This window comes from Mucilaginibacter sp., from assembly GCF_039921305.1.
In the GTDB taxonomy this organism is placed as follows: domain Bacteria; phylum Bacteroidota; class Bacteroidia; order Sphingobacteriales; family Sphingobacteriaceae; genus Mucilaginibacter.
This window is the reverse complement of sequence record NZ_JBDSCA010000043.1, coordinates 194661-209198: the sequence shown is the minus strand read 5'-3', so window position 1 is coordinate 209198 and position 14538 is coordinate 194661. Positions and strand designations below refer to the sequence as shown.

Genomic DNA, 14538 nt, shown 5'->3' with positions numbered 1-14538 from the left:
ATGAAAACCACTACCGGACAAAAACTAAAAATAGGAATATTCACAGCTATAGGTATAGCTATCCTGTTTGCGGCCGTATTTTTAATAGGGAGTCAAAAAAACATGTTCAGTTCGACTTATAGAATCAACGGCGTATTTAAAAACGTAGGCGGTTTACAGGTTGGTAACAATGTGCGCCTGGCAGGTATTAACGTTGGTGTTGTGGATGGTATCACGATATTGACAGATACATCGGTAAGAGTTGACCTTACTTTGAATAGCCACTATAAAGAGTTTGTTAAATCTGACGCCAAACTATCTATCGGATCCGACGGGTTGATTGGTGATAAACTGATCACTATTTCACCGGGTGGTGCAACTACTACCGAAATGGCTAAAGAAGGACAAAAATTAGCTACTATACCACCATTTGATACTGATAAGCTGATTGCTAAAGCTACCAAAGTGTTAGATAACGTTGCCGAACTATCTGGTGACCTATCGGAAATCGTTGCTAAGGTAAACGGTGGAAAAGGTAGCATTGGCCGTTTATTAAATAACGATAAGATGGCTAAAGATATGGAGCATACCGTTAACGAAGCTAAAAACACAATGACTTCGGTAAAGAAAACTACGGGGACCTTAAATGAAGATTTAAAAGCCGCTCAAAATAACTTCTTGCTGAAGGGATTTTTCAAAAAGAAGGAAAAGGCTGCGCAGGCTAAAAAAGACTCTGTTAATAAAGCTAATGGTGTGGTTGATACCACAGCCAAGAAAAAACGCAAAGGCTTTTTAGGCTTGGGTGGAAAGGGATAAACTTAAGTGATCTGTATAAAAAAGGGCTGCTTTTAAATAAAAGCGGCCTTTTTGTTTTATAATGTTATTTGTTGGGGTCGGCTGGCGGAGCCTCGTATTGGTGGATAACCGTTTGTGTGGGAAAAGCGAAGTCGCCAAGGCTTTGCTGAACGATCTCAATTATTTTGAAGTTGATCTCTTCCTTAATTTTAAGATAAGGGTTGTAGTCCATCATCTCGATATAATACAATACCTGTAAATCTAATGAGGACGATCCGAAGTTTTCGAACGTTACTATGGCGTCATCGTTGGTTTGCGCGTGTGAGTTGATATAAGTAGTGATTTTATCGGCTATAGCACGAATCTCTTCAACCGGGGTATTGTACGTTAGGCCTACGTTGAATTTGATGCGTCGATAGTTACGTACCGTCATGTTCTCTAAAGGGGTATCTATCATCTTTTTGTTGGGCATGGTAACCAGGCTCTTTTCGGCAGTGCGGATACGTGTGCTGCGGAAGCCTACTTTTTCTACCGTCCCCTCAATGCCATTCACTTTCACAAAATCGCCCACTACAAAGGGTTTATCTACAAAGATGGTAAACGAGCCAAGCAGGTTCTCTAAACTCTCTTTAGCGGCCAGCGCAATAGCTATACCGCCAATACCAAGCCCGGTAATGAGGGTGAGCACGTTGATCTCGAACACATAACCCAGGGTGACAAAAAAGCCAACAGTAACCGCTGTTATTTTAACCAGTTCTTTTACAAAAGGAACAAGCTGGTCGTCTTCCTTAGAATCTGTTAACGAGGCCCGGTAGGCAAACACATGGGCTATAAAATCGATGATGCGCAACACTATCCAGAATAGCGAGATGATCATCAGTAACAAGAATAGTTTATCAACTACCTGGATGATGGTGATCGTTTTGACTACCTCTACCTTATCAACAATGGTTTTGCGGGTGTAGATGGATTCGTTTAGGGGATAACTGAGTTGATTGACGGCAAGATAAATTAACCACAAGCTGATGAAGAACTCAACGGGCTTAACCAACAGATCAACAAAAACCGCGGCGTTAAGCTCTTTACCAAAGCGGCCGAATAACATTAGCAGCAAGCGGCTCAACAATCTTGAGAATACTTTTTTGAGTAAGACGCATAGCAATAAAATACCAACGAAAAGCAGGATACTTTTAATGCTGTTGCCCCAAACTATTTTATTTAAAAAGCTAAAGTCCATTTGTAATTATTGCACCAAAATAATAAAATCCCGTTTAACGGGTACAAACAAAAAAACCTCCCTGCAAAAACAGGAAGGCTTGTAATATTTTGTAAGTGTAATTAAACCCTTTTTGACTTGATACGAGCAGCTTTACCAGTAAGTTCGCGTAAGTAGTACAATTTAGCACGACGTACTTTACCTTGGCTATTCAGTTCGATTTTATCAATGTTTGGAGAGTTAACCGGGAAGATACGCTCAACACCAATGCCGTTTGATACTTTACGTACGGTAAAAGTTTCTGTACTTCCGTTGCTGTTACGTTGAATAACAACACCTTGGTAAACCTGGATACGTTCCTTGTTACCTTCTCTGATTTTATAGTGTACACTAATGGTATCGCCTGATTTGAAAGTAGGATATACCTTTTTTTCTACTGATTGTTCTTCAACAAATTTTACTAAATCCATGATTTTTAGCCTTTAAAGTCGATTTTTAACCCGTAAAAATCGGATTGCAATTATAGGGATAATTTTTTGTTTATAAAAGCCCTATTTTAAAATTTTCCACATTTGTATTTTAATTAACAAATTGGGATTGTTTTATATAGTACTGAGCAGCTTAAGTGCCGCTTCATCTTTTTGGCGGCCAAACAAGGTATAAATGCTTGCTTGTTCGGTTTTTGATGGGATGGTGAAATTTGAGCCGTTCAATACAATTTTTTGAGGATCTGTTATTAATGGCAATACATCCACCCATCCGTTTACTGTGTTTACTTGCAAATTGCCCATTAGCTCGATACTCACATCGCCAATAACGTATCTGCTAAAAGCAGAGCGAAATTTGCCATCGTCCTTTAATTGCACAGGCTTCTCGTAAGGCTTTAACAGCGAATTTATTAACGATGCTGTTTCTTTATCAGTAAGTATATCAATATCGTTTGGTTCAACATCGTATCCGCTTAGCATTAAGCCCGTTGTGCCGATAATTATCCACCGTGATGTTATTGGTGAAAGCAGGTGGCTTAATTGGGTTAAGGTTTGTATGATGCTTTGCTTGCTCATTTACTTTAACAGATCGGGGCGGCGTTGTTTGGTACGTTCCAATGCTTGCTCAAAGCGCCACTGCTCAACGGCGGGTGTATTGCCGCTCAGCAGGATGTCGGGCACCTTGTGGCCATTCCAATCCGCGGGGCGGGTATATACGGGCGCGTCCAGCATATCGTCCTGGAAGGAGTCTGACAGGGCCGAGGTTTCATCGCTCAGTACGCCGGGAATCAATCGCACTACGGCATCAACCACAATGGCCGCCGGAAGCTCTCCTCCCGAAAGGACATAATCACCTACAGAAATTTCGCGCGTAACAAATATATCGCGGATACGCTGATCAATGCCCTTATAATGCCCGCAAAGAATAATGATGTTTGTTTTGATCGAGAGCTGGTTGGCTATCTTTTGATTCAGGGTTTCACCATCCGGCGACATGAAGATCACTTCGTCATACTCGCGTTCGGCTTTTAAAGCCTCAATGCATTTGGCGAAGGGCTCAATGGTCATCACCATACCGCTGCCGCCGCCGTAAGGGTAATCGTCAACACTTTTTTGTTTTTGGGTTGAGTAGTCGCGCAGGTTATGCACTACAATTTCGGCGATGCCCTTTTTTTGGGCGCGTTGTAAAATGGAATGTGCAAAAGGGCTCTCTAACAAGCCAGGCAAAACGGTAATGATATCAAAACGCATGGCGCAAAGATAGGAAGTTAGATGCAAGAACCGAGAAACAGGAATCAAGATTGATTTTATGATTAATCATCTTCTTCCAACACAAATATATCTTCAACCGGCTTTTCAAATACTTTGGCGATTTTGAGTGCCAACACGGTTGATGGTACATATTTATTACTTTCGATGGTGTTGATGGTTTGGCGCGATACCCCAATAATTTCGGCAAGGTCGGCCTGGGTTATGTTTTTGATGGCGCGTTCAACGCGAAGTGAGTTTTTCATGATGATAATGCGCTTTTAAGTTCGGCCTGTTGGTTGCTGCGGTACAAACGGTACTGAAACCAGGCAATAAAGATGAGTGGAATGGTGACAAGGTTGATCATTTGTATCAGTAAAAAATCAAAACCATAAACCAACATATTCGAAATCAGTAATATGACGTAATTTACATATACAGCGATCTGCATGGCTTCGAGCCTTATGGTGCTAATGTATTCGTCTTCGGCCCGTTCTTTTGAATACGCCCACAATAAAAGACTTAATGGTAATAACATAAACGATGTTTCGAACCACTTTATGTTCAATTTAAATAACTGATTAACTACCAGCATAGCTATAATGATAAGGGATACCCATTTGCCTATAAACAGGTATGGTTTATTGGGTAAGTAATGCACCTGTTTTATGGTATACTCGTTTTTATTGCGATATAACAGGTAATAAAAGCGAAGTATAAAAATAACCAATGGGATAAAAAAATTATAGATAGTAAACGTAACATAGGTGCTGAGAAAGCCCGAAACAATGATGTGTAGCGAATTCCGATCAGAGAACAATGACAACAAGCTGAATAGTGTATAAAAACAGTAATTGATCAGGATGGACCAGTACAAAGCATTCAATCGTATTTTACCCGTAAGTTCATCTTCGTGCTTTAGTTTGGAGAAAGCAACGAGTATCAAACCGACAATAACAAGCGTAAGGGCCAGTTCGTTGGTAAAGTTTTCGATGGCACTTATAAACAGGCTGTCATTTTCGCGAATGCGTAATTCAAAACCAGGTATCTCGTACTTTTGATATGCTACCATGTAGCCTAAAATAAGGCCCGGTATGGCCAGCAGGTATCCCAGATACCTTAGCTTACATGGAAATAATAGTGTGCGTTTCATGATAAGTCAATTTTGTTTTACCAAATGTAAAACAAAATTGACCTTTGTCAAGTATTTTTGACAAAAATATTTTTAGTCCAGGTAAATATCCAATAAACCTTCAGGCAGATCAACATAAACCACCTCCTTAACAATATCAATTCCGGTGATGATGCCTTCGCTAAGGGGGAATAAAACTTCACGGTCTTTATAAACTACGGTGGCTATCAGTTGTTGGGGAAGGTCTTGTATCTCGATGATCCGGCCTAATTCGCCTTCGTCTTCATCAATGGCTGTAAAGCCCATTAAATCGCGTAAAGTGAAATCGTTCTCGTCTTTTACGGGTTTAATTTTGTTGGGGAGGTAGATGTCTTTTTTGGCAAGCGGAGTAGCTTTATCAATATGGTCAACATCTTCTAAATAAATAAAAGCGATGTTTTTTTGTGGCATCTTGAATGATTCCACAAAATATGGGATCAGCTTGCCACCCGATGTGATGAACAGGGCATCAAAAGTTATCTTGTCTATTTCTGCAAAATCAATAAAAGCCTGCAACTCGCCTTTTAAACCACGGGTTTTGGTAACGGTGCCTATGCGGAAGCAATCCTCTATCTTCATTTGTAAATGGCTTTAAAAAAGTATAGCGAAGAGGTTGATGAACAACTCTTCGCTATAACAGTGTAATTTGATAATAAATTATTCAGCGCCTTCTTCTGTTGCTTCTTCGGCAGCTGGTGCTTCCACTTCTGCTTCTTCTTCAGCAACTTCCACTTCTTCAACCGGAGGTGCATTCTTAGCAGCGATAGCTGCGGCTTTGTCTTCTTTCTTTTTAGCTTCGGCAATTAAAGCAGCTTTTTTAGCTTCTTCTTTAGCTGTAGATAAGTCAGATTTTTTACCGGTGATCTTTCCTGATTTTTGATCAGTCCAGGCAGCAAATTTTTCGTTTGCTTGTTCTTCGGTTAGCGCGCCTTTAGCAACACCACCTTGTAAGTGTTTTTTGTACATAACACCTTTGTACGACAATATTGCACGGCAAGTATCTGTTGGCTGTGCACCTGTGTTAACCCATTCAAGAGTTTTGTCGAAATTAATGTCAATTGTAGCTGGGTTAGTGTTTGGGTTGTAAGAACCTAAACGCTCAATGAAACGACCGTCTCTTGGAGCACGGGAATCCGCTACCACGATGTAATAAAAAGGTTTACCTTTTTTACCGTGTCTTTGCAGTCTGATTTTAGTTGCCATTTTTTAATTTTTATGTATTCAACATACGCCCCGGAGTACTTTCTGCGGGGTTGCAAAGTTAGTAAAAGTGTTTTAATAAAAAAATTTCTTTTAAAAGCTTGTTTTATAGGTAGATGTTTTTGATAAATGTTTATTTTAGCGATAGTAAATGACCTCCTAATGCTTGACAAACTACTGCTTGTGCTGAATGATTGCGCCTGGGCCTACAGCCTTACGGAAAAGAAGTATGTTTTTATTAGCCCCAACATTCGCTCTGTTGTTGGAATCAGTGCCGAAGAACTTATCGCCGATAAGGATAGCTTGCTAAAAATAATTTTGCCCGAAGATGAAGAAATGATTTTGAAGGCTTACCGTGATCTGCAACTGGAAGAAACTGCCGAATTATATTACCGCGTTAACGTAAATAACAAAGTAAAATGGCTTTTTGAAAAAAGGAGCTATTTTGTTGATTGGGCCAGCAATGCGGAGATCATATTATCGGTTATTAAAGACGTAAGCGACCAACAGGTTATAAAGAACCACTTGAATGATGCCTTGGGCAATTTTAGTGTGCTGTTTGATAAAAACCCAAGCCCAATGTGGGTATATGAAACGCCATCATTGCGCATTATAAAAGTAAACCAAGCCGCTATTGATCATTATGGCTATAGCAGTAAAGACTTTTTGAACATGACCATAAGGGATATACGCCCCAAGCTTGACCTTGCCGCTTTTAATGAATATATTTTTAGAAAGGGTATTATCAAAGGTAAAAAGATAGGCTCAAACCCAAGTGGGGTATGGCGACACCAAAACAAACAGGGCGAAATTATTTATGCCGAGGTAACCGGGCATGAGTTAAAGTATAATAATACCACTTGCCGTATTGTTGTGGTTAATGATGTAACCGAGCGCCTGTTATTTGAACAGGAAAGAGACTGCGCCGCCGATCTCGAGAACTCAAACTAAAATTTACAGAGACAGTATTTCTACGATCTTCAATAAATTGGGGTTGATATCTACATGGTGCTTAATGGCGTGATCAAATGGGGTAAAGGCAATTTCGTTATTTATCACACCTACCAGATCGCCACGTTTGCCGGCCAGTAAACCCTCAACGGCGGCAACACCAACACGGCTTGCTAACACTCTATCCATACAGCTTGGGCGGCCACCACGCTGTATGTGGCCAAGAATGGAGATGCGGGTATCGTAATTAGGATATTTTTCTTTTACCTGGCGGGCAATTTCGAACGCGCCACCGGCTTCTTCGGCTTCGGCAACGATCACTATTTTTGATGATTTATCTTTACGGCCGCGCTCCAATCTATCAAACAATGCTGTTGTATTGCTTTTAGTTTCGGGGATCAGGATGGCTTCGGCACCGGCGGCTATACCTGTGCGCAGGGCGATCAAACCAGAATCGCGACCCATAACTTCGACGATAAATAAACGATCGTGAGATTCGGCTGTATCGCGGATCTTGTCGACAGCATCAATAACCGTGTTGATGGCCGTATCGTAACCAATGGTATAATCGGTGCCTTGTAAGTCGTTATCAATGGTGCCGGGTAAACCTAAAATCGGAATGTCGAATTCTTCGCTGAAAACACGGGCCCCGGTGAATGTACCATCGCCACCAATGCCAATTAGAGCATCAACATTATGTGCTTTTAATTGATCGTATGCTTTTTGACGGCCTTCGGGTGTGCGGAAGTCATCGCTGCGGGCGGTTTTTAAAATCGTTCCTCCACGTTGAATAATGTTTGATACCGATTTACGGTCCATGGGTATCATTTCACCTTTGATCATACCTTCGTAACCGCGGCGGATGCCTGTTACTTCCAGATTATAGTATAAAGCGGTACGTACAACTGCCCTTATGGCAGCATTCATGCCGGGGGCATCGCCGCCGGAGGTAAAAACACCTATATTTTTAATTTGAGCCATTATTGTTTTTGTATGCGGCAATACCGGCTTTCAAAAATTTAATATAATTGTCTGGATTATAGTCTGCCCCTTGCGCCGGCAGTAGCTGATCTCCCTTACTATTCAGAATCACATAATCAGGTTGTGAGTTCGAATTAAATCTTGCTGCCTGGATATCGCTCCATTTATCGCCCAAAAGTGTGATTTTTTTTCCACTATACGAAGAGGTATATTGCTGCTCTTTATCTAAAACAACTTTTTTATCGTCAACATAGGCCTCAACCAACACATAATCGTTCTTTAACATTTTGTGAACCTCGGGGTTTGACCATACATTGTTTTCCATTTGGCGGCAGTTAACGCAATTCCATCCTGTAAAATCCAAAAGAATAGGTTTTTGTACTTTTTTGGAAACTTGAAGTGCCTGATCGTAATCAAACCAGCCTTCAAGGTCCATTACTTTACCGCGGGTAAAGCCTTCTTCGTATTTTCTTGGTCCGATATCTTTAAGATCAACAGATGGTGCAGATGCTGTACCGCCGTTTAATTGTAAATTATAAAGATTAAAATCTTGTGTGGCTGGCGGCGGTAAATAAGCGCTCACAAATTTTAAAGGTGCGCCCCACATACCTGGTATAAGGTAAACAACAAAAGCAAAAAGGATTACGGACATAAATATCCGGGGAACACTTATATAAGGAAGGTCCGAATCGTGAGAGAACTTTAGTTTCCCAATAAGGTATAAGCCCGCTAATGCGGCTATTACGATCCATAAGGCGAGAAAAATTTCGCGGTCGAACCAATTCCAATGATAAGCCAGATCAACATTGGATAAAAATTTTACCGAGAATGCAAGTTCCAGAAAGCCTAGCATCACTTTTACGCTGTTTAGCCAGCCACCTGATTTAGGTAATGATTTTAAAAGAGATGGAAATATAGCAAATAATGTGAATGGGATAGCTAAGGCTAATGAAAACCCAAACATACCAATGGCCGGTGCCAATAGGGCGCCAGTGGTAGCGGTATCAACCAAAATCCAACCAATTATGGGGCCAGTGCAACTGAAAGAGACAACAGACAAGGTTGCGGCCATAAAAAATAATCCGCCTAAACCGCCTTTATCAGAGTTTTGGTCGAGCTTATTCGCCAATGATGACGGAAGGTTTATTTCGAAAGCACCTAAAAAAGAAGATGCGAACACTAAGAGTAATAGAAAGAATAAAAAGTTAAAAATGCCATTGGTTGCCAATCCGTTTAATGCTGAAGCACCAAAAATGATTGATACTATTAAACCCAAACCTACATAAATAACAATTATGGAAAGGCCATACAGAGCCGCCTGGGCGATGCCTTTCTTTTTATTACCGCCGCGTTTTAAAAAGAAGCTGACAGTAAGCGGAATCATTGGGAATATGCATGGCATAATTAAAGCGGCAAAACCACCAACTAACCCAGCTAAAAATATTGCCCACAACGTTTTTGGATGATCGTTAGGTAAGGATTTTGATGCTTTAGCGGCAGTAGCCGAAGCCATTTGGGTAACTGATTGGGCCTGGCTTACGGCTTGTTGCTTTTTGCGCAGGGCTAAACTATCGGCAGCGGTTGGTATGCTGGTGAACTGCACATCGACAGTAGAAACGGTATCAACGGCTTTATTTTGCGCGAATGTGGGTAGTACTGCTGTGCAGGCCAAAAACAGGAATGCAAGTAAAAGGCTAACCTTTAATTTATTCTTCATTATAATGAGGGTCGTGCTTATTTAATGTCTACACTAAAATCCAGATCTTCGGGAGGCAGGCATTTTTGATCGTTACAGGTCATGTACTCCAATTTGCCTTTTACGGTTGTTTTGGCTATGCCGGGTTTTAATTTGATTTTTTGTTGGAAGATCACCGAGTTCTCAAAAAAACTCACATTCATGCTGAATGATTTTTCGAATTTGGTTATAGGCTTTGGCTCAATGGTTTTGCCAATTAGGGTATATTGCTTAGATACCGGAAAGGTGAATGATGTTTTTATCGGGCCGCCTTCTTTCACGGTTTGCGAGTAAACGTGCCATCCATCGTCCATAGTTGCTTTCATGAATATAACGGCTTCGGTAGCGCTTGTTTTTTTGAAACCGTAGCTCCAGTGTACCGGGGTTAATATTTGGGCATGAGCGCCGGCAGCAAATAATACGGCAATTACCAGGATCAGTTTTTTCATTGGGTATTGTGTTTGTTTAAAAATTCAATTTCTTTAAAGTTATATAGTCGCAATTCGCCGTCAACCCTTACAGTTATCTGGCCCGTTGGCGAAACATTTTCTATCGTACCATTAAAAACCTCATCATTCGCTTTAAACGGGCGTAGCTGGTTTAACCAATATAGATTTCCCAGATAGAACGATTTTAACGGCTCAAAATTTCCGGCACGCAGCATTAAATAGGCGGCTTCTATTTCACCGCAAATTTCTGCTAATAATGCTTTTAAATCATAATCCCTGTGTAATATCTGCTTTACAGAGGTAGCGTTAGGCGCATCTGGCGAAAAAACATCCTGATTTACGTTCAAACCAATGCCAATGATGGAATTTTTGATCTGGCTACCCTGAACCATATTCTCAATTAAAACACCGCCAAGCTTGTTATCGTCAAAATAAATATCATTTGGCCATTTTGTTTTTACAGCATGGCCTAAAAGTTTTTGTAAAGCTTTGATAATACCCACACTTATTGCTACGTTTAAGTTAAATTGTTGGGCAATTGCTAAAAACGAAGGTTTTAAAAGGATGCTGAAGGTAAGATTTTTACCAGGTTCGCTATGCCAGCGGTTTTGCTGCTGGCCACGACCGGCAAACTGGCTTTCTGCCATAATGACCGTACCCTCGGTTAATGGCGTGGAATTTGCCAATGATTGTTTAAGGAAATTGTTAGTTGAATCAACCTCGGTTAATATCACCAAATTTTGTCCAACAAATAATCCTGAAAATGTGTTATTTTGCAATGTCAAAACAAATTTTAATCAATTCGTCCAAAACTAAATCTTTTTAATGGCAAAAAATAAAGCAATCAAAGAATCATCCTACATTTCTGAATTAGCCGTTTATGGCATACAAGAAAAAAAGGGGAATGACATCATCCGCTTAGACCTTAGAAATTTGAGCAGCTCGGTAACCGACTATTTTGTGATTTGTCATGCCGATTCGGCCACACAGGTTAAAGCAATTGCAAGCAGTGTTGAAGAAGAGATTTATAAAGCCACCAAGCAAGACCCGCGACACAAAGAGGGTTTAGAGCATGGTGAATGGATATTATTGGATTATTTTGATGTGGTTATACATATCTTCAGGACTGATAAGAGGGAGTATTATGGTGTGGAAGATCTGTGGGGAGATGCCGAAATAAAATATTACAAAAGCGCTTAAGTCAATTTATCAATTCCTGGATAATTAAAATTAAACGCAAGTTGAGCTTATAAACAAGATGAAAGATAATAAAGCCGAGAAACCTTCTATCCGTAGAAATCCCAATAAAAAAATAAACCCGAAAGCACCTAAGTTCAATATCATGTGGCTTTATGCCGTGGTAGTATTTGCCTTATTGGCAGGTTCGTTACTGGTAAGCGGGAACAATGGCAAACCAATTAATTGGCAGCGTTTTGAAAGCAAAATGCTAAAAACGCATGATGTTGACCACATGGTGGCCTACAAAAGCGGTGATTTGGTAATTGCCGAAGTTTACATTAAAAAAGATAGCCTGAACAAACCCGAATATGCAGATATTAAGGAAAAGACAGGTTTTAACATGTCGCCTACAGCTAGTCCGCAATACTTGTTTTCTGATGCGTCATTCGAGAGCCTGAAAAACTCGATGAACAACGCGCAGAAGGATTTCCCTGAAAACCAAAAGATATATGTTCAGTTTGATTCGCACGAGAGCATCTGGAGCAGCTGGTTAGTACAAACTATTATTATGGTGGTATTATTTGCCGGTATGTGGGTGTTTATTATGCGCCGCATGTCGGGCGGTTCGGGCGGTGGCCCGGGTGGCCAGATTTTCAATATCGGTAAATCAAAAGCTACCTTGTTTGATAAAGAGGCGCAAGTAACCGTAACATTTAATGATGTTGCTGGTTTGGAAGAAGCCAAATATGAGGTGATGGAAATTGTTGATTTCTTGAAGAACCCTAAAAAATACACCAACCTGGGTGGTAAAATCCCTAAGGGCGCGTTATTGGTAGGATCGCCGGGAACGGGTAAAACCTTGCTAGCTAAGGCTGTTGCAGGTGAAGCGCATGTTCCGTTCTTCTCTTTATCAGGATCGGACTTTGTTGAGATGTTTGTGGGGGTGGGTGCATCACGTGTTCGTGACTTGTTCCGCCAGGCTAAAGATAAAGCGCCATGTATCATATTTATTGATGAAATTGACGCTATTGGCCGTGCCCGTGGTAAAAACAACATGGTTGGCGGTAATGACGAGCGTGAAAACACATTGAACCAATTATTGGTTGAGATGGATGGTTTTGGGACCGACTCTGGTATTATCATACTGGCAGCAACCAACCGCCCGGATGTATTAGATTCGGCATTGTTGCGCCCCGGTCGTTTTGACAGGCAGATATCTATAGACAAACCGGATTTGAACGGTCGCGAACAAATATTTAAAGTACACTTAGGTCCGGTTAAAACGGCTGCCGATGTTGATGCTAAAAAACTATCGGCCCAGACCCCTGGTTTTGCAGGTGCCGAAATTGCCAATGTTTGTAACGAAGCGGCTTTGATAGCTGCCCGTAAAGACAAAGAAGCGGTTGATATGCAGGATTTTCAGGATGCGATTGACCGTGTGATTGGTGGTTTAGAGAAAAAGAATACTTTAATATCGCCAGAAGAAAAACGTGTGGTAGCTTACCACGAAGCGGGCCACGCTATTGCAGGCTGGTTTTTAGAGCATGCCGATCCGTTGGTTAAGGTATCTATAGTACCGCGTGGTGTTGCCGCTTTAGGATACGCACAGTATTTACCTAACGAAAGGTTTTTAGTAGCCAAAGAAGAGTTGTTTGATGATATGGTATTATCAATGGGTGGCCGCGCTGCTGAGGATATTGTTTTCGGTAAGATCACAACCGGTGCATTGAGCGATTTGGAACGCATTACCCGCCTGGCTTATGGCATGGTTAAAATATATGGTATGAATGATAAGATAGGTAACCTATCGTTCTATGATCCGCAGGGAGAAAACCAATTCAGCAAACCATATTCGGATGTTACAGCAGAGCTGATCGATTCGGAAGTACGTGCTTTGGTTGACACTGTTTATGTTAAAACTAAAGAACTAATTAACAAACACCGTGATGGTTTGGAAAAGGTTGCCAGCAAGCTGTTGGAGAAAGAAGTACTGTTCCAAAGTGATTTGGAAGATCTGTTGGGTAAACGTCCGTTTGAAGGCCGTACCGCTTATGATAAATTTGTGAATGGTGAGCCTGTTGCGGTTATTCCGGATAACAATGCTATTCCGGATAGTTTGCTTGATCCATCGAAAGATAATATGGCAGGCGATATTGGATAATATCACCGGTCAATAATTTATAAAGCTACTATGTTTTTCATAGTGGCTTTTTTATGACGGTGTTTTTTTGAGCCAATAAAGCTAAAACGGCTATTTTTATTCATATTTGCTTTTGTGTGTGGCTTACACACATTTGTTTATAAATGAAGGACATTACCACCAGCAGAGAGAAGCTGTTAAAAAAGATACGGAAGGCATTGCTTGAAAGGCGGGATAACCCATACCCAAACCTTGAGGATTTGCCTTTGTACGCGCCGGATGAAGAGATCAAGGAAGTGATATTCGCGGAGGCTTTTGCGGCGGTTGCTGGTCAGTTTATTTTTTGTGAGGACGAGATCCAGTTTATAGAGGAGTTGCTTACCCTTGCCGAAGAACGCAACTGGCGCAAAATATACTGCTGGGAACCCCCTTTGCAAGATATGCTGAAACAATACGAATATCCGTTTTTTGAAACCGATAAAGATTTTGAGCAAGCGGAAGTTGGTTTTACCCTTTGCGAGGCTTTGATAGCACGCAATGGCAGTATACTGGTATCCAATGGGAACGCTGCCGGTAGGCGGTTGAGCATTTATCCTAACGTGCATATTGTGCTGGCCTATACATCGCAATTGGTGATGGATTTGAAGGATGGTTTTGGTTTATTGAAGAACAAGTATGGTAACCAGTTGCCATCAATGATATCAAACATAACCGGGCCAAGCCGCACCGCGGATATTGAGAAAACATTGGTTTTAGGCGCGCACGGGCCTAAAGAGCTGTTTGTTTTTTTACTGGACGGGTAAGTTTTTTTGGGAATGCGGCTTGATTTTCGTATATTGTAGTTGAATGGAATATGTAGGAGGTAAGAAGGAAGAGGTGAAAAAAAATCCATACTTTATCCCCCCTCTTAAATAATGACTGAAGCCTGCCTGTCGGCAGACAGGGATTGAATGCCTGAATGATTGATGAAAAAAACCTACTTTATCCCCCCTCTTGGATTAAGCTT

General features: G+C 41.1%; 17 protein-coding genes. 5 read left to right on the top strand and 12 right to left on the bottom strand.

Annotated elements, in window-relative coordinates; translation table 11 throughout:
- Positions 1 to 795: an MlaD family protein gene (locus tag ABIN91_RS13290; RefSeq protein ID WP_348051600.1), complete on the top strand. Its 795-nt coding sequence runs from the start codon at positions 1 to 3 to the stop codon at positions 793 to 795.
- A 64-nt stretch (positions 796 to 859) separates the two neighbouring features.
- Here ABIN91_RS13290 and ABIN91_RS13285 read toward each other — a convergent pair whose 3' ends face one another.
- The 8 genes from ABIN91_RS13285 to ABIN91_RS13250 all read right to left on the bottom strand — a co-directional run bounded on the left by ABIN91_RS13285 (position 860) and on the right by ABIN91_RS13250 (position 6100).
- Entirely contained in the window at positions 860 to 2011 is a 1152-nt protein-coding gene (locus tag ABIN91_RS13285) for a mechanosensitive ion channel family protein (RefSeq protein ID WP_348051599.1), read from the bottom strand.
- A gap of 101 nt (positions 2012 to 2112) precedes the next feature.
- A complete protein-coding gene (rplS, locus tag ABIN91_RS13280; RefSeq protein ID WP_348051598.1) occupies positions 2113 to 2460 on the bottom strand; it encodes a 50S ribosomal protein L19 in 348 nt (115 codons plus the stop codon).
- 132 nt (positions 2461 to 2592) lie between these two features.
- Positions 2593 to 3054: a hypothetical protein gene (locus ABIN91_RS13275; protein ID WP_348051597.1), complete on the bottom strand. Its 462-nt coding sequence runs from the start codon at positions 3052 to 3054 to the stop codon at positions 2593 to 2595.
- Entirely contained in the window at positions 3055 to 3729 is a 675-nt protein-coding gene (trmD, locus tag ABIN91_RS13270) for a tRNA (guanosine(37)-N1)-methyltransferase TrmD (protein WP_348051596.1), read from the bottom strand.
- Positions 3730 to 3791: 62 nt separating this feature from the next.
- Positions 3792 to 3995 (bottom strand): helix-turn-helix transcriptional regulator, encoded by a 204-nt coding sequence (locus ABIN91_RS13265; RefSeq protein ID WP_348051722.1) that lies wholly within the window; start codon positions 3993 to 3995, stop codon positions 3792 to 3794.
- On the bottom strand, positions 3989 to 4879 hold the full coding sequence (locus ABIN91_RS13260) for a hypothetical protein (protein ID WP_348051595.1): 891 nt from the start codon (positions 4877 to 4879) through the stop codon (positions 3989 to 3991). Before ABIN91_RS13260 ends, ABIN91_RS13265 begins: the two co-directional genes overlap by 7 nt.
- A 72-nt stretch (positions 4880 to 4951) precedes the next feature.
- Positions 4952 to 5476 carry a ribosome maturation factor RimM gene (rimM, locus tag ABIN91_RS13255; RefSeq protein ID WP_348051594.1) on the bottom strand — a complete coding sequence of 175 codons (525 nt, stop codon included), beginning with the start codon at positions 5474 to 5476 and terminating at the stop codon, positions 4952 to 4954.
- Positions 5477 to 5554: 78 nt separating this feature from the next.
- Positions 5555 to 6100: a 30S ribosomal protein S16 gene (locus ABIN91_RS13250; RefSeq protein WP_348051593.1), complete on the bottom strand. Its 546-nt coding sequence runs from the start codon at positions 6098 to 6100 to the stop codon at positions 5555 to 5557.
- Between the two features lie 159 nt (positions 6101 to 6259).
- Here ABIN91_RS13250 and ABIN91_RS13245 point away from each other — a divergent pair, with 159 nt between their 5' ends.
- Positions 6260 to 7048, top strand: coding sequence for a PAS domain S-box protein (locus ABIN91_RS13245; protein WP_348051592.1), 789 nt, complete (start codon positions 6260 to 6262; stop codon positions 7046 to 7048).
- A 3-nt stretch (positions 7049 to 7051) separates the two neighbouring features.
- On the opposite strand, the gene pfkA is transcribed toward ABIN91_RS13245, so the two are convergent.
- Genes pfkA through ABIN91_RS13225 form a run of 4 tightly spaced genes read right to left on the bottom strand, consistent with a single transcriptional unit; the run spans position 7052 to position 10992 of the window.
- Positions 7052 to 8029, bottom strand: coding sequence for a 6-phosphofructokinase (gene pfkA / locus ABIN91_RS13240; RefSeq protein ID WP_348051591.1), 978 nt, complete (start codon positions 8027 to 8029; stop codon positions 7052 to 7054).
- Entirely contained in the window at positions 8016 to 9746 is a 1731-nt protein-coding gene (locus ABIN91_RS13235; protein ID WP_348051590.1) for a cytochrome c biogenesis protein CcdA, read from the bottom strand. The genes pfkA and ABIN91_RS13235 overlap by 14 nt, the downstream gene beginning before the upstream one ends.
- A gap of 17 nt (positions 9747 to 9763) precedes the next feature.
- Positions 9764 to 10213: a protein-disulfide reductase DsbD domain-containing protein gene (locus ABIN91_RS13230; protein WP_348051589.1), complete on the bottom strand. Its 450-nt coding sequence runs from the start codon at positions 10211 to 10213 to the stop codon at positions 9764 to 9766.
- A complete protein-coding gene (locus tag ABIN91_RS13225; protein WP_348051588.1) occupies positions 10210 to 10992 on the bottom strand; it encodes a biotin--[acetyl-CoA-carboxylase] ligase in 783 nt (260 codons plus the stop codon). The genes ABIN91_RS13230 and ABIN91_RS13225 overlap by 4 nt, the downstream gene beginning before the upstream one ends.
- A 46-nt stretch (positions 10993 to 11038) precedes the next feature.
- Between ABIN91_RS13225 and rsfS the strand changes: the two genes are divergently transcribed.
- The 3 genes from rsfS (at position 11039) to ABIN91_RS13210 (ending at position 14335) form a co-directional block, all read left to right on the top strand.
- The gene (gene rsfS, locus ABIN91_RS13220) at positions 11039 to 11413 is read left to right on the top strand and encodes a ribosome silencing factor (protein ID WP_348051587.1); all 375 of its coding nucleotides are present in this window, start codon (positions 11039 to 11041) and stop codon (positions 11411 to 11413) included.
- Between the two features lie 58 nt (positions 11414 to 11471).
- Positions 11472 to 13553: an ATP-dependent zinc metalloprotease FtsH gene (ftsH, locus tag ABIN91_RS13215; protein ID WP_348051586.1), complete on the top strand. Its 2082-nt coding sequence runs from the start codon at positions 11472 to 11474 to the stop codon at positions 13551 to 13553.
- Between the two features lie 143 nt (positions 13554 to 13696).
- Positions 13697 to 14335, top strand: coding sequence for an LUD domain-containing protein (locus tag ABIN91_RS13210; protein WP_348051585.1), 639 nt, complete (start codon positions 13697 to 13699; stop codon positions 14333 to 14335).
- Positions 14336 to 14538: the final 203 nt, after the last annotated feature.